This is a genomic window from Diaphorobacter sp. B2A2W2 (assembly GCF_056730635.1).
The window spans coordinates 1-21635 of sequence record NZ_JBWZOR010000004.1 but is presented as its reverse complement, the minus strand read 5'-3'; the positions used below and the strand labels follow the sequence as shown (position 1 = coordinate 21635).

The 21635-nt window shown below is 66.8% G+C and carries 20 protein-coding genes; 17 read left to right on the top strand and 3 right to left on the bottom strand.

Features of this window, described 5'->3' with window-relative positions; all coding sequences use genetic code 11:
• The first annotated feature begins 233 nt into the window (after positions 1-233).
• The 3 genes from hpf (at position 234) to hprK (ending at position 2166) form a co-directional block, all read left to right on the top strand.
• Positions 234-587, top strand: a complete 354-nt coding sequence (gene hpf, locus AC1PPL_RS08790) for a ribosome hibernation-promoting factor, HPF/YfiA family (protein WP_011807012.1) — start codon at positions 234-236, stop codon at positions 585-587.
• Positions 588-720: 133 nt separating this feature from the next.
• A complete protein-coding gene (locus AC1PPL_RS08785; RefSeq protein WP_011807011.1) occupies positions 721-1188 on the top strand; it encodes a PTS sugar transporter subunit IIA in 468 nt (155 codons plus the stop codon).
• A gap of 21 nt (positions 1189-1209) precedes the next feature.
• Positions 1210-2166, top strand: a complete 957-nt coding sequence (gene hprK / locus AC1PPL_RS08780) for an HPr(Ser) kinase/phosphatase (RefSeq protein ID WP_011807010.1) — start codon at positions 1210-1212, stop codon at positions 2164-2166.
• Positions 2167-2179: 13 nt separating this feature from the next.
• Here the strand turns inward: hprK and fur are convergent, their stop codons facing one another.
• Positions 2180-2596 (bottom strand): ferric iron uptake transcriptional regulator, encoded by a 417-nt coding sequence (gene fur, locus AC1PPL_RS08775; protein ID WP_015914510.1) that lies wholly within the window; start codon positions 2594-2596, stop codon positions 2180-2182.
• A gap of 113 nt (positions 2597-2709) precedes the next feature.
• Between fur and AC1PPL_RS08770 the strand changes: the two genes are divergently transcribed.
• The 4 genes from AC1PPL_RS08770 to AC1PPL_RS08755 all read left to right on the top strand — a co-directional run bounded on the left by AC1PPL_RS08770 (position 2710) and on the right by AC1PPL_RS08755 (position 5269).
• Entirely contained in the window at positions 2710-3249 is a 540-nt protein-coding gene (locus AC1PPL_RS08770; RefSeq protein WP_376747291.1) for an outer membrane protein assembly factor BamE, read from the top strand.
• Positions 3250-3325: 76 nt separating this feature from the next.
• Positions 3326-4147: a 4-hydroxy-tetrahydrodipicolinate reductase gene (gene dapB / locus AC1PPL_RS08765; RefSeq protein ID WP_479973088.1), complete on the top strand. Its 822-nt coding sequence runs from the start codon at positions 3326-3328 to the stop codon at positions 4145-4147.
• Between the two features lie 7 nt (positions 4148-4154).
• Positions 4155-4814, top strand: coding sequence for a MotA/TolQ/ExbB proton channel family protein (locus AC1PPL_RS08760; protein ID WP_011807006.1), 660 nt, complete (start codon positions 4155-4157; stop codon positions 4812-4814).
• A 14-nt stretch (positions 4815-4828) separates the two neighbouring features.
• Complete coding sequence (locus AC1PPL_RS08755; RefSeq protein ID WP_047351530.1) at positions 4829-5269, top strand: ExbD/TolR family protein; 441 nt, start codon at positions 4829-4831, stop codon at positions 5267-5269.
• Between the two features lie 84 nt (positions 5270-5353).
• Here the strand turns inward: AC1PPL_RS08755 and AC1PPL_RS08750 are convergent, their stop codons facing one another.
• Positions 5354-6634 carry a mechanosensitive ion channel family protein gene (locus AC1PPL_RS08750; protein WP_312129618.1) on the bottom strand — a complete coding sequence of 427 codons (1281 nt, stop codon included), beginning with the start codon at positions 6632-6634 and terminating at the stop codon, positions 5354-5356.
• Between the two features lie 143 nt (positions 6635-6777).
• Between AC1PPL_RS08750 and leuS the strand changes: the two genes are divergently transcribed.
• The 3 genes from leuS to holA all read left to right on the top strand — a co-directional run bounded on the left by leuS (position 6778) and on the right by holA (position 11153).
• Positions 6778-9510, top strand: coding sequence for a leucine--tRNA ligase (gene leuS, locus AC1PPL_RS08745; RefSeq protein ID WP_287804098.1), 2733 nt, complete (start codon positions 6778-6780; stop codon positions 9508-9510).
• 13 nt (positions 9511-9523) lie between these two features.
• Positions 9524-10033 carry an LPS-assembly lipoprotein LptE gene (locus AC1PPL_RS08740; protein ID WP_011807002.1) on the top strand — a complete coding sequence of 170 codons (510 nt, stop codon included), beginning with the start codon at positions 9524-9526 and terminating at the stop codon, positions 10031-10033.
• Between the two features lie 73 nt (positions 10034-10106).
• Positions 10107-11153, top strand: coding sequence for a DNA polymerase III subunit delta (gene holA, locus AC1PPL_RS08735; protein WP_011807001.1), 1047 nt, complete (start codon positions 10107-10109; stop codon positions 11151-11153).
• 57 nt (positions 11154-11210) lie between these two features.
• Here holA and AC1PPL_RS08730 read toward each other — a convergent pair whose 3' ends face one another.
• Entirely contained in the window at positions 11211-11504 is a 294-nt protein-coding gene (locus AC1PPL_RS08730) for a hypothetical protein (RefSeq protein WP_015914502.1), read from the bottom strand.
• A gap of 90 nt (positions 11505-11594) precedes the next feature.
• Here AC1PPL_RS08730 and AC1PPL_RS08725 point away from each other — a divergent pair, with 90 nt between their 5' ends.
• The 7 genes from AC1PPL_RS08725 to gshB all read left to right on the top strand — a co-directional run bounded on the left by AC1PPL_RS08725 (position 11595) and on the right by gshB (position 21544).
• A complete protein-coding gene (locus AC1PPL_RS08725) occupies positions 11595-12875 on the top strand; it encodes a glutamate-5-semialdehyde dehydrogenase (protein WP_312793145.1) in 1281 nt (426 codons plus the stop codon).
• 64 nt (positions 12876-12939) lie between these two features.
• Positions 12940-14394 (top strand): Trk system potassium transporter TrkA, encoded by a 1455-nt coding sequence (gene trkA / locus AC1PPL_RS08720; protein ID WP_479973087.1) that lies wholly within the window; start codon positions 12940-12942, stop codon positions 14392-14394.
• 15 nt (positions 14395-14409) lie between these two features.
• Positions 14410-15876: a TrkH family potassium uptake protein gene (locus tag AC1PPL_RS08715; RefSeq protein WP_088888198.1), complete on the top strand. Its 1467-nt coding sequence runs from the start codon at positions 14410-14412 to the stop codon at positions 15874-15876.
• A gap of 64 nt (positions 15877-15940) precedes the next feature.
• Complete coding sequence (gshA, locus tag AC1PPL_RS08710; RefSeq protein ID WP_011806996.1) at positions 15941-17236, top strand: glutamate--cysteine ligase; 1296 nt, start codon at positions 15941-15943, stop codon at positions 17234-17236.
• Between the two features lie 140 nt (positions 17237-17376).
• Positions 17377-19245, top strand: coding sequence for a potassium transporter Kup (locus AC1PPL_RS08705; RefSeq protein WP_479973086.1), 1869 nt, complete (start codon positions 17377-17379; stop codon positions 19243-19245).
• A 119-nt stretch (positions 19246-19364) separates the two neighbouring features.
• On the top strand, positions 19365-20558 hold the full coding sequence (locus tag AC1PPL_RS08700) for a benzoate/H(+) symporter BenE family transporter (protein WP_479973085.1): 1194 nt from the start codon (positions 19365-19367) through the stop codon (positions 20556-20558).
• 35 nt (positions 20559-20593) lie between these two features.
• Positions 20594-21544 carry a glutathione synthase gene (gshB, locus tag AC1PPL_RS08695; protein ID WP_172208807.1) on the top strand — a complete coding sequence of 317 codons (951 nt, stop codon included), beginning with the start codon at positions 20594-20596 and terminating at the stop codon, positions 21542-21544.
• The last annotated feature ends 91 nt before the right edge of the window (positions 21545-21635 follow it).

Sequence of the window (21635 nt, the reverse complement as noted above, 5' to 3'; positions counted from 1 at the left end):
GGTTGGAGAGGCTGGAGCCCCAGGTCGGCGCTGGAGGCAACCCAACGATTGTGATGCGTTTCGGTCGGTTTGACACCTTCCTGTCATATCCCTTGCGCCATGCGCGGGAACGATTGATTTGCGCTGGCGGCGGGCGCATAGTGACCCCAGGCCTGAATGCATTCACGTTCGCAGACCGCCCCGCACCGGCAAGGGGTGGTGTTTTTCAACTGTGAGTCACAGGAGACTTGTCTATGAACTTGACGATCAGCGGCCATCACCTTGAAGTGACCCCCGCATTGCGCAGCTATGTGACGTCCAAGTTGGACCGCATTACCCGCCACTTTGATCAGGTGGTGGATGTCAAGGTGCTACTGACCGTGGAGAAGCAGAAGGAAAAGGAAAAGCGCCAGCGCGCTGAATGCACCGTGCATGTGAAAGGAAATGACCTGTTCGTGGAAAGCACCCATTTCGACCTGTATGCCGCCGTGGACGAATTGATGGACAAGCTCGACCGCATGGTCGTGCGCCACAAGGACCGTCTGCAGGACCACCAGGCCGGCCTACGCCGCGCCACCATTCAGGCAGCAGCTGCCGCCACGGCTTGAACCGTCCCTCGACGGCCTGTGTACCGCCGGAACGCGCCGGCGGCGCCGCAACCGCCCAGCCAGGGCGGTTTTTTGTTGCCAGTGGATACACTCTCAGGGTTTCCGCTAGGCGTGCATAATCGTCGCTCAGACCATGAATCGACTTGCTTCCATACTGCCTCCCGCACAAGTGCTCGTGAGCGTCGATGCCACCAGCAAAAAACGTGCCTTTGAGGAGGCGGGCCTGTTGTTCGAAAGCCAGCACGGTTTGTCGCGGGCCTTGATCACCGACAGCCTGTTTGCGCGCGAACGCCTGGGTTCGACCGGGTTGGGCCATGGCGTGGCCATTCCCCATGGCCGCATCAAGGGGCTGAAGTCGCCCATGGCGGCGGTGTTCCAACTGGCGCAGCCGATCGGCTTCGACGCGCCTGACGAGCAACCCGTATCGCTGCTGATTTTTCTGCTGGTGCCCGAGGCGGCCACGCAAAAGCACTTGGAAATCCTCTCGGAAATCGCCGAACTGCTGAGCGACGGCGCCTTGCGCGAACGCCTCAAGACCCATACCGACGCGGCCAGCCTGCATGCGCTGATCGCGGGCTGGCAGTCCGCCCAGGGCGCCTGACGCCACCGCCATCGCGCCGCCGTGAAACCCAACGTCGTCAGCGCGGATGTGCTCTTCGAGGAGTTCCGCAACCTCCTGAAATGGGAGTGGGTGGCGGGCCTGGGCGCGTCCGAGCGGCGCTTTGCCGAGGTGGCGGTGCGTGCCGCCCGCTCGGGTGCGGACCTGGTGGGTTACCTGAACTACATCCATCCCTACCGTGCGCAGGTCCTGGGCGAGCGCGAGATCGCCTATCTGACCAACGCCACGCCGGAGGACTGCAAGCGCCGCATCGCGCGCATCGTCACGCTGGAGCCCCCCGTGCTTGTGCTGGCCGACGGCCAGGCCGCGCCGGACGAGGTGGTGTCCATGTGCGAACGCGCGCAGATCCCCATGTTTTCCACCCAGGAGTCCGCGGCCTTCGTGATCGATGTGCTGCGCGCCTACCTGTCCAAGCACTTTGCCGATCGCACCACCATGCACGGCGTGTTCATGGACATCCTGGGCCTGGGCGTGCTCATCACGGGCGAGTCGGGCCTGGGCAAGAGCGAGCTGGGGCTGGAGCTGATCACGCGCGGCAATGGCCTGGTGGCCGACGACGCGGTGGACCTGTACCGCATCAACCAGACCACCATCGAGGGCAAGTGCCCCGAGTTGCTGCAGAACCTGCTGGAGGTGCGCGGCATCGGTCTGCTGGACATTCGCGCCATCTTCGGCGAAACGGCAGTGCGCCGGCGCATGCGGCTGAAGCTCATCGTGCACCTGGTGCGCAAGGAGACGCTGGAACGCGACTACGAGCGCCTTCCCTACGAGCCGCTCACGCAGGACGTACTGGGCGTGCCGGTGCTCAAGGTGGTGATTCAGGTGGTGGCGGGCCGCAACATCGCGGTGCTGGTGGAAGCGGCTGTGCGCAACACCATCTTGCAACTGCGCGGCATCGATACCTATCAGGAGTTCGTGGAGCGCCACCGGCGCGCCATGGAGCGGGGCGGCGCCTCCTGAGGGCGCCGGGCTCTTATTTCTTCGCGCAATTAGCGCACTGGCCGTAGAGCGCCATGGCGTGGTCGTGCACCACCCAGCCCTTGGCCTGGGCGATCAGGTTCTGGCGCTTTTCGATCTCGGGGTCGTAGAACTCCTCGACCTTGCCGCAGGCGGTGCAGACGAAGTGGTCGTGGTGCTGGCCCTCGTTCAGTTCGTAGACGGCCTTGCCGCTCTCGAAATTGCTGCGGATCAGAATGCCGGCCTGCTCGAACTGCGTGAGCACGCGGTACACGGTGGCCAGCCCGATGTCGGAGCGCTCGTCCAGCAGCACGCGGAATACGTCTTCGGCCGTCATGTGGCGCTGGGCGCCCTTCTGGAAGATCTCCAGGATCTTCAGCCGGGGCAGCGTGGCCTTGAGGCCGGTGCTTTTGAGTTCGTCGATGTTCGTCATGACAAGGTCTTTCGTGTGCCAGGGCGAAACCATGGATACCGGCGGCTTGCGCGCAAGGCCCAGAAGATCCAGCCGCTACAATGGGCCGGATCATATCCCCTATGCATAAACCCATGTTTGCACCCGCCCGTTGGGGCGCCCGCTGGGGCGCCATTGTGTTGATTGGTGCCGGGATGGCCGGCTGCGCGGGCACCGGCAGTCGCCTGGCCGGCATGGTCACGCCCTACAAGGTGGACGTGGTGCAGGGCAACTTCATCTCGCGCGAGCAGGTGCAGATGTTGCAGCCTGGCATGGGCCGCCAGCAGGTGCGTGAGATCCTGGGCACACCCCTTATGGTGAGCGTGTTCCACTCCGACCGCTGGGAATACGTCTTCACCCTCAAGCGCCCCGATGTCGAGGTGCAGACGCGCAAGCTCACCGTGTTCTTCAAGGACAACGTGATGGAGCGTGTCGAAGGCGACGAGATGCCTACCGAGGCCGAGTTCGTGGCCTCGCTCTCCACCAAGGTGTCCAAGCCCAAGGTGCCGCAGCTTGAGGCCACCGAGGCGCAGCTCGCGCGGTTTCCCAAGGCGGAGCCGGCCGCCGAGCCGGCCGCCGCGCCCGCTCTGCCACCCACCACGAGCTATCCGCCGCTGGAATCTCCGCGCCGTTGAACGCGGCCGGTGCGCCCGCTGCAGCGCGTCGCGCTGGACGCAGCAGAACCGCCCCCTGTTTGGATTGCGAACTGACATGACCTCTTCCTCCTCCGCTCCCCGCCGCGTGGCCGTGGCCGGCGCTTCTGGCCGCATGGGCCGCATGCTCATCGAGGCGATTCAGGCGAGCGACGGCTGCGTGCTGGCTGGTGCGCTGGACCAGCCCGGCAACCCCGCCGTGGGCACGGACGCCGCCGCGTTTTTGGGGTGCGCGAGCGGTGTGGTCATCACCGCTGACCTGCGCGAGGGGCTCAAGGACGCCGACGTGCTGATCGATTTCACGCGCCCCGAGGGCACGCTGGCCCACCTGGCCGTGTGCGCGGAACTTGGCGTGCAGATGGTCATCGGCACCACGGGCTTTTCCGATGCGCAGAAGGCGCAGATCGAGGCCGCCGCGCAGAAGGTGGGCATCGTGTTCGCGCCCAACATGAGCGTGGGCGTGAACGTCACGCTCAAGCTGCTGCAGATGGCCGCGCAGGCGCTGCGCACGGACTATGACATCGAGATCATCGAGGCGCACCACAAGCACAAGGTGGACGCCCCCTCGGGCACGGCGCTGAAGATGGGCGAAGTGATTGCCGAGGCGCAGGGCACGCGGCTCGCCGACCGTGCTGTGTACGAGCGCTACGGCCACACGGGCGAGCGCAAGGCAGACACCATTGGCTTTGCCACCGTGCGCGGCGGCGACATCGTGGGCGACCACACGGTGCTGTTCGCCGGGACGGGTGAGCGGGTGGAGATCTCGCACAAGTCCAGCAGCCGCGCCGGCTACGCCCAGGGCAGCCTGCGCGCGGTGGGCTTCCTGGCCACGCAGCGCGCGGGCCTGTTCGACATGTTCGACGTGCTGAACCTCAAGTAACCTGCCCATGGACAGCCTGCACTGGTTGCGTCAGGGTGATGCGGTCACGCAGGCGTCGGCGCTGCTGCTGCTGGCCATGTCGGTCGCCAGCTGGGTGGTGATTTTCTGGAAGCTGCGCCTGATGCGGCGCGCCCATGTGGACGTGCCGCGCAGCACGGCCGCGTTCTGGCAGGCGCCGTCGCTGGCCGCGGCGGCCGAGCGTCTGCCCGCCTTTGACCGTGAAGGGCTGGTGCTGCCGCTGGTGCGTGCCGCGCAGCAGGTGGAGCAGGCCGGCGCGGCCACGCTGGCCGGGCAGGGCGGCCTGTCGCAGCGGCTCACGCGCGTGTTGCGCGATGCGCTGCATGGCGTGCTGGGCAAGCTGCAGTTCGGCCAGGTGTTGCTGGCCACCGTGGGCTCCACGGCGCCGTTCGTGGGGCTGCTGGGCACGGTGTGGGGCATCTACCATGCGCTCACGGCCATGGCCGGCGCGGGGCAGATCAGCATCGAGCGCGTCGCCGGCCCGGTGGGCGAGGCGTTGATCATGACCGCCGCCGGGCTCACGGTGGCGATCCCCGCCGTGCTCGCCTACAACTGGTTTGGGCGTGTCATCGGCCGCATCGAGGCGGACCTCGAAGGCTTTGCCCGCGACCTGCGCGAGCTGGTCATCGACACCAACGCCGCCGACTAGGGCCGGTAAACGCCATGGCATTCGGCCGACTGGAGCGCACCCCGGGCCCGCAGCCCATGAGCGAGATCAACGTCACACCGCTGGTGGACGTGATGCTGGTGCTGGTGGTGATCTTCATCCTGACCGCGCCGCTGTTGGCCAGCAGCATCCGGCTGGAGCTGCCGCGCGCCGAAGGCGCGCAACCGGGCACGCCCGCGCATGCCGTGATGCTGGTGGTGGACACCGCCGGCCAGGCCTACCTGGACGATGAGCCCGTGGGCGCCGATGCGCTGGCGCAGCGCCTGCGCCAGATTGCCGCCGAGGCGCCGGACACCGAGGTGCAACTGCGCGCCGATACCGCCGTGCCCTACGGCCGCGTGGTGGAGGTGATGGGGGCTGCCCATGCGGCGGGCCTGCAGCGCATTGGTTTCGTCACGCAGCCCACCGATGGGGCCGTGCAAGGTACTCAAAAATAGGAGCTGCTCGCGCTTGATGTGCGGGTGTTTGCAGTAGAAAAGTAGCTGAGAACGCCAGCTGGCAAGCGCTGGCAGCTCTTGTTTTTATGGCAACGCGGCCATGGCTGTTGGGGCGCGCTGGCGCAGTCCCGCGCGGATGTCGTTGCCCGTGGGGCTCTGGAACAGGTGCAGGCCGAACTCCGGCAGCACGGCGATCAGGTGGTCGAAGATGTCGCCCTGGATGGCTTCGTACTCCACCCAGGCGGTGGTGGCCGTGAAGCAGTACAGCTCCAGCGGCACCCCCTCGGCCGTGGGCTCCAGCGTGCGCACGATGAGCAGCATCTGCTGGTGGATGCGCGGGTGCGCGCGCACATAGGCCTCGCAGTAGGCGCGGAAGGTGCCGATGTTGGTCAAGCGGCGCTGGTTGGCGGGCTCCAGCGCCTGCGCACCCAGCTGTGCCTGCAGGGCGGCGTTGGTCTGCTGCACGTCGCGCAGCTTGCCTTCCAGGTAGGGGCGCAGCAGCGCGATGCGCGACAGGCGCTCGATCTCCGCCTCGGTGAGAAAGCGGACCGAGTTCGTGTCCAGCCGCAACGCGCGGCGGATGCGCCGCCCGCCCGAGCTGAACATGCCGCGCCAGTTCTTGAAGCTCTCGCTCATCAGCCGCCAGGTGGGGATGGTGGTGATGGTCTTGTCCCAGTTCTGCACCTTCACGGTGTGCAGCGCGATGTCCACCACGAAGCCGTCCGCACCCACCTGGGGCATCTCGATCCAGTCGCCCACGCGCAGCATGTCGTTGGACGACAGTTGCACGCCCGCGGTGAACGAGAGGATGGTGTCCTTGAACACCAGCATCAGCACCGCCGACATGGCGCCCAGGCCGGACAGCAGGATCAGCGGCGATCGGTCCACCAGCGCCGCCACGATGACGATGGTGCCCACCAGCGCCAGCAGCAGCTTGCCCAACTGCACATAGCTCTTGATCGAGCGCGTGGCCGTGGGCACGCCGTCCGGGGCCTGCTCATGCTCGTGCAGCACGGCGTCCAGCAGCGCGATCAGCGTCCGCACCAGCTGCAGCACGGTGAGCGCCACGGCCACGTTGCCGATCACTGCGGCCGCCACGGGGTGCACATGGGGCACGGCGCCGATGCCTGCCTGGATGACGAGCGACGGTGCCACATGCGCCAGACGCCGCAACACCTGGTCGTGCCAGAACACCCGCGCCCAGCGCGCGCCCACGCGTTCGCGCAGGCGCGGCACGGTGTTCAGCAGCACGTATTGGGCGACGGACTGGAGGGCGAAGGCCAGCAGCACCAGGCCGCACAGGCCCAGGGCGGCCTGCAGCCAAGGATCCAGATCGGCAATCAGCGGGGGCACGGACACAGGCAAGACAACTTTCCAGAAATGCAGGAAACGGCCGGCCCAGGCGGGGCGGCCATGCAGGGGATTGGGGGATGAACGCCTAGAATTGGGCGCAGTACAGCCCATTGTGACCACTGCGCAGGTGCGCGGTTCCCCTTTTCCCAGCTTCCATGCAAGACAAATACAACCACACCGAGGTGGAGCGCGCCGCGCATGCCCACTGGAATGCCAACGACGCCTACCGCGTGACCGAGGACCAGGCCAAGCCCAAGTTCTACGCCTGCTCCATGCTGCCCTACCCCAGCGGCAAGCTGCACATGGGCCATGTGCGCAACTACACCATCAATGACATGCTCACGCGCAGCCTGCGCATGAAGGGCCACAACGTTCTCATGCCCATGGGCTGGGATGCCTTCGGCCTGCCGGCCGAGAACGCCGCCCTCAAGAACGGCGTGCCGCCCGCGCAGTGGACCTACGACAACATCGCCTACATGAAGAAGCAGATGCAGGCGATGGGGCTGGCCATCGACTGGAGCCGCGAGGTCGCCACCTGCGACCCCGACTACTACAAATGGAACCAGTGGCTGTTTTTGAAGATGCTGGACAAGGGCATCGCCTACCGCAAGACCCAGGTCGTGAACTGGGACCCGGTGGACCAGACCGTGCTGGCCAACGAGCAGGTGATCGACGGGCGCGGCTGGCGCACCGGCGCGCTGGTGGAAAAGCGCGAGATCCCCGGCTACTACCTGAAGATCACCGACTACGCGCAGGAGCTGCTGGACCATGTGCAGATCGGCAACGAGAAGGCCACGCTGACCGGCTGGCCCGACAAGGTGCGGCTGATGCAGGAGAACTGGATCGGCAAGTCGGCGGGCGTGCGCTTTGCGTTCCCGCACGACATCCGCAACGCCGCGGGCGAGCGGATCCAGGATGGCAAGCTGTACGTGTTCACCACGCGCGCCGACACCATCATGGGCGTGACGTTCTGCGCCGTCGCGCCCGAGCACCCGCTGGCCCAGCACGCCGCGGCGTCCAACGCCCCGCTGGCGGCCTTCATCGAGGAATGCAAGAAGGGCGGCACGACCGAGGCGGAGCTGGCCCTGAAGGAAAAAGAGGGCATGCCCACGGGCCTGTTCGTCACCCATCCGCTCACCGGCGAGCAGGTCGAGGTGTGGGTGGGCAACTACGTGCTCATGAGCTACGGCGACGGCGCCGTGATGGGCGTGCCCGCGCACGACGAGCGCGACTTTGCCTTCGCGCTCAAGTACCAGTTGCCCATCAAGCAAGTGGTGCTGGTGGACGGCGAGACCTTCGACTTCCACCAGTGGCAGGACTGGTACGGTGACAAGGAGCGCGGCGTCACCATCAATTCCGACAACTTCAGCGGTCTGTCGTACCAGGACGCCGTGGCCGCCGTGGCCCACGCGCTGGCCGAGAAGGGCCTGGGCGAGCTCAAGACCACCTGGCGCCTGCGCGACTGGGGCATCAGCCGCCAGCGCTACTGGGGCACGCCGATCCCCATCATCCACTGCGAGAGCTGCGGCGCCGTGCCCGTGCCCGAGAAGGACCTGCCCGTGGTGCTGCCGCAGGACCTGGTGCCCGACGGCAGCGGCAACCCGCTGGCCAAGTGCGAGGCCTTCCTGAAGGTGGACTGCCCCTGCTGCGGCAAGCCCGCGCGCCGCGAGACCGACACCATGGACACCTTCGTGGACTCGTCCTGGTACTTCATGCGCTACTGCGACCCGAAGAACCGCGACGCCATGGTGGCGGGCGGCACCGACTACTGGATGCGCGACCAGAAGGCCGCCACCGGCGGCAGCGGCATGGACCAGTACATCGGCGGCATCGAACACGCCATCCTGCACCTGCTGTATGCGCGCTTCTGGACCAAGGTGATGCGTGACCTGGGGCTGGTGAAGGTGGACGAGCCCTTCACCAAGCTGCTCACGCAAGGCATGGTGCTGAACCACATCTACAGCCGCCGCACGGCCAAGGGCGCCAAGGACTACTTCTGGCCGCACGACGTCGAGCACGTCTACGACGAGGCCGGCAAGATCGTTGGCGCCAAGCTCAAGAACCCCGCCGAGAGCGGCGACGGCCTGCTGCCCGTGGGCACGCCCATCGACTACGAGGGCGTGGGCACGATGTCCAAGTCCAAGAACAACGGCGTGGACCCGCAGCAGCTCATCGAGAAGTACGGCGCCGACACCGCGCGCCTGTACACCATGTTCACCGCGCCGCCCGAGCTGACGCTGGAGTGGAACGACGCCGCCGTGGAAGGCAGCTACCGCTTCCTGCGCCGCGTGTGGAACTTCGGCGTGAAGCTCTCCGCCATCGACAAGGACGCGGCCCTGGCCAGCGTGGCGGGCGCCGCCAGCCTGAAGGACGTGCAGTTCGGCAAGGAAGCCAAGGCGCTGCGCCTGGAGATCCACACCGTGCTCAAGCAGGTGGACTACGACTACCAGCGCATGCAGTACAACACCGTGGTCTCCGGCGCCATGAAGATGATCAACGCGCTGGAGGACTTCAAGGCCACGGACAGCGCCGGCGCCCAGGTGGCGCTGATCGAGGGCTTCGGCATCCTGCTGCGCGTGCTGTACCCGGCCACGCCGCACATCGCCCATGTGCTGTGGGACGAGCTGGGCTACGCGGGCACCCTGGGCGACCTGCTGGACGCCGCCTGGCCCCAGGTGGCCCCCGATGCCCTGGTGCAGGACGAGCTGGAGCTGATGCTGCAGGTCAACGGCAAGCTGCGCGGCGCGATCCGCGTGGCCGCCTCGGCCGACAAGGCCGCTATCGAGCAGGCGGCCCTGGCGAGCGAGGACTTCCACAAGTTCGCCGAGGGCAAGGCGCCCAAGAAGGTCATCATCGTGCCCGGCCGCCTGGTCAACGTCGTCGTCTGAGAGCCCTCCCGCCATGCACAAGCGCACCCTGCTCACCGCTGCGGCCCTGGCGCCGCTGGCCGCCCTCACCGCCTGCGGCTTTCGCCTGCGCGGCGCGCCGCAGTTCGCCTTCCGTTCCCTGTACGTGCAGGCGCAGCCCGGCTCGCCGCTGGCACGCGAGCTGATCCGCACGCTGCAGGGGGCGGGCGGGGACCTCGTGGTGCTGACGGCGCCCGCGCAGCTGCCCCAGGCCGAGGCAATCCTGGACGTGCTGTCCGAGCAGCAGGAGCGCGTGGTGGTGGGCCTGAACGCCTCGGGCCAGGTGCGCGAACTGCAGCTGCGCCAGCGCGTGCGCATCCGCCTGCGCGGCCAGCAAGGCCAGGAATGGATCGCCGACACCGAGCTGCTGCAACAGCGCGACATCAGCTACAACGAAACCGTCGCCCTTTCCAAGGAAGGCGAGGAGGCCATGCTGTTTCGCAACATGCGCACCGACCTCGTGCAGCAGCTGATGCGCCGCCTGGCGGCAGTGAAATCGCTGTAACGCTCCTTATTTAATAGCTGTTTGCGCTTGCTACACGCGCGCTAGCGGCATATTTGTTACTAGAACAGGCCGCATGCAAATCGCTTTGAACCAGCTCGGTGCGCAGCTGCACAAAGGCCTGCGCCCGCTCTACACGCTGCACGGCGACGAGGCGCTGTTGCAGCAGGAGGCGCTGGACGCCATCCGCGCCGCGGCACGTGCGCAGGGCTATACCGAGCGCAGCAGCTTCACCGTGGCCGGCGCGCATTTCGACTGGAGCGGTGTGCTGGCCGCGGGCGGGTCGTTGAGCCTGTTCGCCGACAAGCAGATCGTGGAGATCCGCATCCCCTCGGGCAAGCCCGGCAAGGACGGCGCCGCCGCGCTGCAGCAGATGGCTGCCGCCGCGCCGGGCAACGACAGCACGCTCACCGTGGTGGTGCTGCCGCGCCTGGACAAGGCCACGCGCACGGGCGCGTGGTTCGCAGCGCTCGAAGCGCACGGCGCCACGGTGCAGATCGACCCCGTGGAGCGCGCCCAGCTGCCCGGCTGGATCGCCCAGCGCCTGGCCGCGCAAGGCCAGCGCGTGGTCGCGGGCGAAGAGGGGCAGCGCACGCTGCAGTTCTTCGCCGACCGGGTGGAGGGCAACCTGCTGGCCGCGCACCAGGAGATCCAGAAACTCGCGCTGCTGCACCCCGAGGGGGAACTCACCTGGGCGCAGGTCGAAGCCGCCGTGCTCAACGTGGCGCGCTACGACGTGTTCAAGCTGTCCGAGGCGGTGCTTTCCGGCCAGGTGGCGCGCGTGCAGCGCATGCTGGACGGCCTGCAGGCCGAGGGCGAGGCCGAGGTGCTGGTGCACTGGGCGCTGGCCGAGGACATTCGCGCCCTGAAGCGCGTGAAAGACGCCATGAATGCCGGCAAGCCCCTGCCCATGGCCCTGCGCGAGAACCGCGTCTGGGGCGCGAAGGAGCGGTTGTTCGAGCGCCTGCTGCCCCAGGCCAGCGACGCCGCCCTGGCGCGGCTGCTGCAGTCTGCCCACACGGTGGACGGCATCGTCAAAGGCCTGAAGGCGCCCGACTGGCCACAGGACGGCTGGCAGGCGCTCTCGCGGCTGGCGCTGCAGATGTGCAAGCTGGCGCGCTGACATTGCAAGGAAAATATGGCTCTGGCGCTTATGGGATAAGCGCTAGTAGCTATTGATTCAGGAGTTTTGGGCGACCAGCGCCGCACGCGCCTTGTCCGCCCACTGCTGCAGCTGGTCCACCAGTGCCTGGTGGCTGAAGGAGCAGCTCTCCTCGGTGAACAGCGCACCGGCCTCCAGCCGGTCCAACAGGCCCAGCAGCACCTCGCCATAGCGCGGTGGCAGGGCGGCCAGCAGCACGGCGTGGCCGCGCGCGGCGGCGCTGAAGGCGTGGTTGCTGATGCGCTGCTCGCGCAGGGCGTGCAGGTCGGCCTGCAGGTTGTCGAGCTGGTGGGTGGCGAGTTCGGCGGTCATGGCGAGGGCACGGAGGGTGGCAAAGGCCTCAAGCGTAGCCGGAGTCCCCCGGCCAGCGTGGCGGCGGTGAACTGCGTCAGAATCACGCCCATGAACGCGCTGAACATCGCTGAATACACGCACACGCTTGGTTTGCAGGCAAAAACGGCCTCCGCCCAAATGGCGCGCGCGCCGGCAGCTATCAAAAACAAGGCATTGCTGGCCCTGGCGCGGCTGCTGCGCCAGAACGTGGACGCCCTGCAGGGGGACAACGCCCGCGACCTGGAGCGCGCGCGCGCCGCCGGCCTGGCTGAGCCCATGGTGGACCGCCTCAAGCTGACCCCCAAGGTGCTGGAGACCTGTGCCCAGGGCTGCGAGCAGCTGGCGGCCATGCCGGACATCATTGGCGAGATCCAGGGCATGAAGCAGCAGCCCAGCGGCATCCGCGTGGGGCAGATGCGCGTGCCGATCGGCGTGTTCGGCATGATCTACGAGAGCCGGCCCAACGTGACCATCGAGGCCGCGAGCCTGTCCATCAAGAGCGGCAACGCCTGCATCCTGCGCGGCGGCTCCGAGGCCATCGACTCCAACAAGGCGCTGGCGCGCCTCGTGGCCCAGGCGCTGGCCGAGGCCGGCCTGCCCGAGCACGGCGTGCAACTGGTGCAGACCACCGACCGCGCCGCCGTGGGCCAGCTCATCGCCATGCCGCAATATGTGGACGTGATCATCCCGCGCGGCGGCAAGGGGCTGATCGAGCGCATCAGCGCCGAGGCCAAGGTGCCCGTGATCAAGCACCTGGACGGCAACTGCCACACCTATGTGGACGACCCGTGCGACATCGCCATGGCCGTGCAGGTGGCCGACAACGCCAAGACGCAGAAGTACAGCCCGTGCAACGCCAGCGAGGGCCTGCTGGTGGCGCGCGGCGTGGCAGCGCAATTCCTGCCGCAGATCGGCGCCATCTACGCTGCCAAGGGCGTGGAGATGCGCGGCTGCCCCGAGGCGCTGGCCATATTGCGCGCCGTTCCGGGCGTGCAGCTGGCCGAGGCCACCGAGGCCGACTGGAGCGAGGAATACCTGGCCCCCATCATCAGCGTGAAGGTGGTGGCAGGCGTGGATGAGGCCATTGCGCACATCAACCGCTACGGCAGCCACCACACGGACGCGATCCTCACGCGCGACCACATGCACGCACAGCAGTTCCTGCGCGACGTGGATTCCGCCAGCGTGATGGTCAATGCCAGCACGCGCTTTGCCGACGGCTTCGAGTACGGGCTGGGCGCCGAGATCGGCATCAGTACCGACAAGTTCCACGCGCGCGGCCCGGTGGGCATCGAGGGCCTGACGTCGCTCAAGTGGGTGGTGTTGGGTGAGGGAGAGGTGCGGACTTGATGGGGTTGCTGCTAATTTGATAGCTGCTGGCGCCCGTCAATATTGGGATTGAGGCCAATTGCGCATGAAGATCATCATCCTGGGAGCGGGGCGCGTGGGCTACAGCGTGGCCGACAGCCTGGTGTCGGAGAAGAACGACATCACCGTCATCGACACCGACGCCGAGCGGCTGCGCGACCTGGAGGCGCGGTTTGACCTGCGCGGGGTGGTGGGCAACGGCATCGACCCCCAGGTGCTGGCCGAGGCCGGCGCACGCGACACCGACCTGCTGATCGCCTGTGCCGCGCAGGACGAGACCAACCTGGTGTGCTGCAAGGTCGCGCAGCTGATGTTCAACATCCCCACGCGCATCGCGCGCGTGCGCTCGTCGGGCCTGGAACTGGAGCGCAACCAGGCGCTGCTGGGCAAGGAGGGCTTTGGCGTGGACCGCGTCATCTGCCCCGAGGAATCGCTCACGCGCTACATCGGCAAGCTGGTGGAATACCCCGAGGCGCTGCAGGTGCGCGAATTCGCGGGCGGGCGCGCCTGCCTGGTGTCGGTGCGCGCACGCCCCGGCGCTCCCATGGTGGGCATGCGCATCGCCACCATGCGCGAAGCCGCGCCCGACGTTGCCATGCGCATCGTGGCCATCTACCGGCGCTTTCCCGACGAGCCCGACCGCTTCCTGCCCTGCGACGGCGCCACGCGCGTGGAGCCGGGTGACGAGGTGTTCGTGCTGTCCGCGCGCGAGCAGATCCCGCAGGTGCTGGCCGCGCTGCACCGCCACCATGGGCACCCGGCGCGGCCCGTGCGCCGCATCATGATTGCAGGCGGCGGGCGCGTGGGCCTGCGGCTGGCGCGCCAGTTGGCCCAGCGGGGGGGCTTTCACATCAAGGTGGTGGAAGAAAGTGCCGAGCGCTGCGTGGCGCTGGCGGCCGAGTTGCCCTCCGACATCCTCGTGCTGCAGGGCGACGCCACCGACGAGGATCTGCTGGGCGACGAGAGCATCGAGGAGGTGGACCTCTTCCTGGCGCTCACCGACGACGACGAGGACAACATCATGGCCAGCCTGCTGGCCAAGCGCATGGGCGCGAGCCGCGTGCTGGCGCTCATCAACCGCCGCACCTATGCCGACCTGATGCATGGCACGCAGATCGATATTGCGCTGTCGCCCGCGCAGGCCATGCTGGGCGAGCTGCTGGCCTATGTGCGGCGCGGCGACGTGCAGGCCGTGCACAGCCTGCGCCGCGGCGTGGCCGAGGCGCTGGAGATCGTGGCCCGCGGCGACCGCAAGAATTCGCGCGTGGTGGGCCGCAAGGTCAGCGAGATCCACCTGCCCGCCGAGGTGCACATGGGCCTGATCGTGCGCGGTCTGCCCGAGGACGGTGGCGAGCCGCCGGCCGACGCACCACCCCAGGTCATCATTCCGCGCAGCCACACGGTGATCGAGAGCAACGACCACGTGGTTTTCTTCCTGCCCCACAAGCGGCTGGTGCGCGAGGTGGAAAAGCAGTTCCGCGTGAGCGCCACCTTCTTCTGATCGGCAGGAGCCGCGATGTCCGACGTCCTGCCCGTCATGCGCGTACTCGGTGCCCTGCTGGCACTGTTTGCCGTGTCCATGGGGGTGCCGCTGGCGGCGTCGCTCTGGGCGCGGGAGGGCCTGTGGCAGCACTACGCCACGGCCATCGCCGTCACATCCATGGCCAGCGCGCTGCTGTGGGGCGGCCTGCGCGCGCACAAGCGCGAGCTGCTGCCGCGCCACGGCGTGATGCTGGTGTCGGTGGTGTGGGGAATCCTGCCGCTGTTCGCGGCGCTGCCGCTGCTGCTGGTGATGCACGCCATCGACCGGCCGCTGTCGTTCACGCATGCCTACTTCGAATCGGTGTCAGGCCTCACCACCACCGGCGCCACGGTGCTGGCCGAGCTGGATCGGCTCCCCCTGTCGGTGAACATGTGGCGCACGTTCATGCAGTGGATCGGCGGCATGGGCATCCTGATTCTTGCGGTGGCGGTGCTGCCGCTGCTGGGGGTGGGCGGCAGCCAGCTCTTCAAGGCCGAGGCTGCGGGCCCGGTGAAAGACACCAAGCTCACCCCGCGCATGACCGAGACGGCCAAGGGGCTGTGGGGCGTGTACGTGGTGTTCTCGCTGGTGTGCGCGCTCGCGTTCTGGCTGGGCGGCATGACGCCGCCGGACGCGATCATGCACATGTTCGCCACCGTCAGCCTGGGCGGGTTGTCGCCCCACGATGCGAGCTTTGCCTACTTCGAGTCGCCGCTGCTGGAAACCATCGCCCTGGTTTTCATGCTGTGCGCCAGCTGCAACTTCGCGCTGTACTTCATCGCGCTGCGCAAGGGCAACTGGCGGGGCTTCTGGCGCGACCCCGAGATGCGCGCCACGATCACCGCGCTGCTGGGCGGCGGGCTGTTGGTGGCGCTGCTGCTGTGGGCCAAGGGCGTGTACGACCCGCTGCAGGCGCTGCGCCACGGCATGTTCAACGTGGTGTCGGTGGCCACGACCACGGGCTTTGCCACCACCGACTACCTGGGCTGGCCGGTGTTCGCGCCCGTGTTCATGCTGCTGCTGTCGGGTGTGGCCACCAGCGCCGGGTCCACGGGCGGCGGCATCAAGATGGTGCGCATGCTGATCCTGCTGAAGCAGGCGCGCCGCGAGATGACGCGCATCGTGCACCCGCGTGCGGTGCAGCCCGTGCGCCTGGGCGACCGCGTGGTGGACAACCGCATGATCTTCTCGGTGCTGGCCTTCATGCTGGTTTACGGCGCCACAGTGATCACGCTGAGCATGGTGCTGCTGCTGACCGACCTGGACATGGTGACCGCGTTCTCGGCCGTGCTGGCCAGCGTGCACTGCATGGGGCCGGGGCTGGGAATGCTGGGGCCGGCCTCCAACTTCGCGGTGCTCACCGACTTCCAGCTGTGGGTCTGTACGCTGGCCATGCTGCTGGGACGCCTGGAGATCCTGAGCTTCATGGCCCTGCTCACGCCCGCATTCTGGCGGCGCTAGTGCGCACGGGGCCTTCCCTACAATCGTCGCCAACCTCTTTCCGTCTCCCATTTGAGGGCTCTTCATGGTTCCCCACCTCATCACCGCGCTCACCGGGCCAATCAACGAGTTGGAGCAGCGCATCCTCGACTCCATGCCAGCCATCGAGCGCTGGTTCCGTCTGGAGTGGATGGAACACACGCCGCCGTTCTACTCGTCGGTGGACATCCGCAACGCGGGGTTCAAGCTGGCGCCGGTGGACACCAACCTGTTCCCGGGCGGCTGGAACAACCTCACCAATGAAATGCTGCCGCTGGCGGTGCAGGCGGCCATGGCGGCCATCGAAAAGATCTGCCCCGAAGCGCGCAACCTCTTGATCATTCCCGAGAACCATTCGCGCAACACCTTCTACCTGGCGAACGTGGCGCAGCTGGTGCGCATCTTCAACATGGCCGGGTTGAACGTGCGCGTGGGCTCCATCAGCCCCGAGATCAAGAAGACCACCACCATCACGCTGCCCCATGGCGAGACCGTGACGCTGGAGCCGGTGATCCGCAGCAAGCGCCGCCTGGGGCTGAAGAACTTCGACCCCTGCACCATCTTGCTCAACAACGACCTGTCGGCCGGCCCGCCGGGCATTCTGGAGGAGCTGTACGAGCAGTACCTGCTGCCGCCGCTGCATGCGGGCTGGAGCGTGCGCAGGAAGAGCCGCCACTTCCAGAGCTACGAGGAGGTGGCCAAGCGCTTTGGCAAGATGCTGGGCATCGATCCCTGGCTCATCAATCCGCTGTTCAGCCGCTGCGAAGGCGTGGACTTCAACGAAGGCACGGGCATGGAGGAGCTGCGCAGCGCCGTGGACGCCACGCTGGCCAAGGTGCGTCGCAAGTACAAGGAATACGGCATCAACGAAAAGCCGTTCGTGGTCGTGAAGGCCGACAACGGCACCTACGGCATGGGCATCATGACGGTGCGCGATGCCAAGGAACTGGACGGGCTGAATCGCAAGACCAAGAACAAGATGGCCGTGATCAAGGACGGCCAGGTCGTGCATGACGTGATCGTGCAGGAGGGCGTGCTCACCCAGGAGCGCGTGCACGAAGCGGTGGCCGAGCCAGTGGTCTACATGATGGACCGCTACGTGGTCGGGGGGTTCTACCGCATGCATGCCGAACGCGGCGTGGACGAGAACCTGAATATCCCCGGCGCGAGTTTCGTGCCGCTGGCGTTCGAGCACAGTACCCATCTGCCGCAGCCCGGTGCGCGTCCGGGCGCCAGTGCCCCCAACCGCTTTTATATGTATGGGGTCATCGCCCGCTTGGCGATGCTCGCGGCCAGCTACGAGCTGGAGGCCACGGACCCCGAGGCCGAGGTGTACGACTGATGTGCTGGATGTGCCGCCCTGCAGTTGCTGCATTGCAACATAGGCGGTACCCCGTATGTGCCCGGAGCGGGGGCGGCGCACAATGGCGCTCCTTTGGCATCCCCCGTGGCCGCTGAGGCAGCAGCCCGGACCTGTTCACCGTGCAAACCTCCAAATCGTCGTTAGCAGCGCTCACCCTGGGCGCGATCGGCGTCGTCTATGGCGACATCGGCACCAGCGTGCTGTATGCGGTCAAAGAGGTCTTCGGCTCCGGCCATGTGCCTTTCACGCATGCCAACGTGTACGGCGTGCTGTCCGTGCTGTTCTGGACGCTCACCGTGATCGTCTCGCTCAAGTACGTGGTGCTGGTGCTGCGCGCGGACAACCATGGCGAAGGCGGCCTCATCGCCATGCTGGCGCTGGCGTCGCAGGCGGTGAAGGACCGGCCGCGCCTGCGCGGCTGGCTGCTGGGCCTGGGCATCTTCGGCACGTCCCTGTTCTATGGCGACGGCGTGATCACGCCGGCGATCTCCGTGCTTTCGGCCATCGAGGGCCTGGAGGTGGTGTCGCCGCATTTCGGCAAGGCGGTGATTCCGTTCACGCTCGTGGTGCTGTTCGGGCTGTTCGCCGTGCAAAAGCGCGGTACGGCGGGGGTGGGCCGCTACTTCGGCCCGGTGACGCTGGTCTGGTTTTTTACGATCGCAGCCCTGGGCGTGCCGCACATCGTGGGCCATCCAGAGATCCTCGGCGCCCTGAGCCCGCACCATGCACTGGGCTTCATTCTGGGCAACCCGGGCATCAGCTTCATCATCCTGGGCGCGGTGGTGCTGTGCGTCACCGGCGCAGAGGCGCTGTACGCCGACCTGGGACATTTCGGCAAGCGCCCCATCCGCCTGGCGTGGTTCAGTGTGGCCATGCCGGCCCTCACGATCAACTACTTCGGCCAGGGCGCGCTGCTGCTGGCCGAGCCATCCGCCGTCAAGAACCCGTTTTACATGATGGCGCCCGACTGGGCGCTGGTGCCGTTGGTGGTGCTGGCCACCATGGCCACGGTGATTGCGTCGCAGGCGCTGATCACCGGCGCGTTCAGCGTGACCAAGCAGGTCATCCAGCTGGGCTACCTGCCGCGGCTGAACATCCAGCACACCAGCGTGCGCGAGACAGGCCAGATCTACTTGCCGTTCGTGAACTGGAGCCTGTTCGTCGCCATCGTGTTGGCGGTGGTCATGTTCCGCAACAGCAGCAACCTGGCGGCCGCCTATGGCATTGCGGTGACGCTGGACATGTTGATCACTACGGTGCTCACCTTCTTCGTGATCCGCTATGGCTGGGGCTATCCGCTGGCGCTGTGCGTGGCCACCACGGGCTTCTTCTTTGTCGTGGACCTGGCGTTCTTCAGCTCCAACCTGCTCAAGCTGCTGCAGGGGGGCTGGTTCCCGCTGATGATCGGCGGGCTGGTGTTCACGCTCATGATGACCTGGAAGCGCGGACGCGAGTTGCTCAACGACAAGCTGCGCGAGGACTCCATAGGCCTGCCGGACTTCCTGGCCTCGGTGCAGGCCAACCCGCCCATGCGCGTGGACGGCACGGCGGTGTTCCTGAGCGCCGAGGCGGGCGTGGTGCCCAATGCACTGTTGCACAACCTCAAGCACAACAAGGTGCTGCACCGCCAGAACCTGTTCGTCACGGTGCGTTACCACGAAACCCCCTGGATCGGCCTGGACCAGCGCCTGCAGGTGGCGCCGTTGGGAGGCGACTGCTGGCAGGTCACCGTGAACTACGGCTTCAAGAATGAACTGGACCTGCCCAGCGCGCTGCGCCTGATGCACGGCCGCGGCTGCGAACTGGAAACCATGAGCACCAGCTATTTCCTCTCGCGCGACGTGGTCGTGCCTACCATCGGCAGCGGCATGGCGCCGTGGCGCGAAAAGCTGTTTGCGCAGATGCACCACAACGCCAGCGGGGTGGCGGCTTTCCTGCACCTGCCCAGCAACGCCGTCGTGGAGTTGGGCTCCAAGGTCGAGATCTGAGGGGCTGCGGGTTTGTAAGGTTTTTGGCCTCTAGCGCTTAGCTGGCAAGCGCGAGTAGCTATATATTTTGATGAAGCAGGACGGTGGTTGCGCCAAGACCAATGCCACAATCCGCCGCCATGCAGTTTTTCAAAGACCTGAGTCTGTCCGCCTTCACCGCCGGTTTCGTGGCTGTGCTGGTAGGGTTCACCAGTTCGGTCGCCATCGTGTTCCAGGCGGCGCAGGCGTTCGGGGCGACGCCCGAGCAGATCACCTCCTGGATGTGGGCGCTGGGCCTGGGCATGGGGCTGTGCTCGCTGATTCCCTCGCTCATCCTGCGCCAGCCGGTCATGGTGGCCTGGTCCACGCCCGGTGCAGCGGTGCTCGCCACCGCCGGCCTGGCCGGGGGCTTCAGCATGGGCGAGGCGGTCGGCGCCTTCATGGTGTGCGCCTTGCTCATCACCCTGGCCGGAGTGACGGGTTGGTTCGAGCGCGTGATGAACCGTATTCCCATGGAACTGGCGTCGGCGCTGCTGGCCGGCGTGCTGGCGCGCTTTGGCATGCAGGCCTTCGCAGCCGTGCAGACCGCGCTGCCACTGGTGCTGGTCATGCTGGCGTCCTACTTGTTTGCACGGCGGCTGCTGCCCCGCTATGCGGTTGTGCTCACGCTGGTGACAGGCGTTGCCTGGGCCGCAGGCAATGGCCAGATGCGCTGGTCCGCGGTGCATTGGGCGCCGGCCATGCCAGTCTTCACCACGCCGCAGTTCAGCCTGCAGGCGCTTATGAGCCTGGCGCTGCCGCTGTTCATCGTGACCATGGCGTCGCAGAACCTTCCGGGTGTGGCCGTCATGCGGGCCACCGGATACCAACTGCCGGTGTCGCGGCTGATCACCCTGACGGGCCTGGCCACCCTGGTGCTGGCACCGTTCGGCGCCTTCGCCCTCAACTTCAGCGCCATCACCGCAGCGATCTGCATGGGGCCCGAGGCGCACCCCGACCGCGCGCGGCGCTATACCGCCGCCGCTTCGTGCGGGCTGCTGTACATCGCAGTGGGCATCTTTGGTGCGGTGGTCACGGGGCTGCTGACGGCGTTTCCACAGGAGCTGGTGGTGGCCATCGCTGGGCTGGCGCTGCTGGGCGCCATTGGAGGAGGGCTGGCGTCTGCGCTGCAGGCCGAAGCGCACCGGGAGGCGGCGTTGATCACTTTTCTGGTGACGTTGAGCGGTGTCACCATAGCCGGGATCGGATCGGCGTTTTGGGGGGTGTTCGCCGGCAGCATCGCGCTATTTGTGCAACAGTATGGACGCCCGCGCGCGCCACAGGCGCCGCGCTAGGGGCGCAGCCCTCTGCAATACAGCCCGTGCATTCCATGAATCTCCTCATCGTCGCCGACCCCATCGAGCAATTCAAGATCTACAAGGACACGACCTTCGCGATGATGCGCGAGGCGCAGCGCCGCGGCCACCGGCTGGCGGTCTGCGAGCCCCGGCACATCCACTGGTTGCGCGGTGGCCGGGTCACGGCGCGGGTGCGCGACATCACTCTTACGGGCCACGCGGAGAACTGGTTCACTGCGGGCGAACTCCGCTTGGCGGCACTGGCGGACTTCGGCGCCGTGCTCATGCGCAAGGATCCTCCGTTCGACAGTGAGTATTTCTATGCCACGCACCTATTGGAGCAGGCCGAGCGTGAAGGCGCTCGGGTGTTCAACAAGCCGCGTGCTTTGCGGGACCATCCGGAAAAACTGGCCATTCTGGAGTTTCCGCAGTTCATCGGCCCCACGCTGGTGACGCGCGATGCGCAGGACATCCGCCGGTTCCATGAGGAACATCACGACATCATCCTCAAGCCCTTGGACGGCATGGGCGGCATGGGCATCTTCCGGGTCGGCCCCGACGGTATGAATTTGGGAAGCATCATCGAGACCCTCAACCGCGAGGGCAGCCAGAGCGTAATGGTGCAGAAGTTTCTGCCCGAGATCGCAGAGGGCGACAAGCGCATCCTCGTCATTGGCGGTACCCCGGTCCCGTATTGCCTGGCGCGCATCCCTCAGGGCTCCGAAGTGCGCGGCAACTTGGCGGCCGGCGGGCTGGGCGTGGCGCGCCCTCTCACCGCGCGCGACCAGGAAATCGGCGCTGCACTGGGTTCAGTGCTGCGGGAACGGGGCCTATTGCTCGCTGGAGTCGATGTCATTGGGGATTGCGTCACGGAAATCAACGTCACAAGTCCCACGTGCTTCCAAGAGATCTTCGATCAGACGGGCTGTGACGTCGCAGCCTTGTTCATCGACGCGCTTGAATCTGCGCTATCCACGGCATAGTCTGCGGAACAATTTGCGAAGGCGTTTTTCAGGCTATACTGGGAGGCTTGCTGCACTACAGAGCCTGTTCTTCGGGAAGTGATGTGGACGC

Coding starts and splice junctions, on each gene's coding strand:
- hpf (WP_011807012.1), top strand. CDS start 234: ATGAACTTGACGATCAGCGGCCATCACCTTGAAGTGACCCCCGCATTG.
- AC1PPL_RS08785 (WP_011807011.1), top strand. CDS start 721: ATGAATCGACTTGCTTCCATACTGCCTCCCGCACAAGTGCTCGTGAGC.
- fur (WP_015914510.1), bottom strand. CDS start 2,596: ATGACGAACATCGACGAACTCAAAAGCACCGGCCTCAAGGCCACGCTG.
- AC1PPL_RS08770 (WP_376747291.1), top strand. CDS start 2,710: ATGTTTGCACCCGCCCGTTGGGGCGCCCGCTGGGGCGCCATTGTGTTG.
- dapB (WP_479973088.1), top strand. CDS start 3,326: ATGACCTCTTCCTCCTCCGCTCCCCGCCGCGTGGCCGTGGCCGGCGCT.
- AC1PPL_RS08760 (WP_011807006.1), top strand. CDS start 4,155: ATGGACAGCCTGCACTGGTTGCGTCAGGGTGATGCGGTCACGCAGGCG.
- AC1PPL_RS08755 (WP_047351530.1), top strand. CDS start 4,829: ATGGCATTCGGCCGACTGGAGCGCACCCCGGGCCCGCAGCCCATGAGC.
- leuS (WP_287804098.1), top strand. CDS start 6,778: ATGCAAGACAAATACAACCACACCGAGGTGGAGCGCGCCGCGCATGCC.
- AC1PPL_RS08740 (WP_011807002.1), top strand. CDS start 9,524: ATGCACAAGCGCACCCTGCTCACCGCTGCGGCCCTGGCGCCGCTGGCC.
- holA (WP_011807001.1), top strand. CDS start 10,107: ATGCAAATCGCTTTGAACCAGCTCGGTGCGCAGCTGCACAAAGGCCTG.
- AC1PPL_RS08730 (WP_015914502.1), bottom strand. CDS start 11,504: ATGACCGCCGAACTCGCCACCCACCAGCTCGACAACCTGCAGGCCGAC.
- AC1PPL_RS08725 (WP_312793145.1), top strand. CDS start 11,595: ATGAACGCGCTGAACATCGCTGAATACACGCACACGCTTGGTTTGCAG.
- trkA (WP_479973087.1), top strand. CDS start 12,940: ATGAAGATCATCATCCTGGGAGCGGGGCGCGTGGGCTACAGCGTGGCC.
- AC1PPL_RS08715 (WP_088888198.1), top strand. CDS start 14,410: ATGTCCGACGTCCTGCCCGTCATGCGCGTACTCGGTGCCCTGCTGGCA.
- gshA (WP_011806996.1), top strand. CDS start 15,941: ATGGTTCCCCACCTCATCACCGCGCTCACCGGGCCAATCAACGAGTTG.
- AC1PPL_RS08700 (WP_479973085.1), top strand. CDS start 19,365: ATGCAGTTTTTCAAAGACCTGAGTCTGTCCGCCTTCACCGCCGGTTTC.
- gshB (WP_172208807.1), top strand. CDS start 20,594: ATGAATCTCCTCATCGTCGCCGACCCCATCGAGCAATTCAAGATCTAC.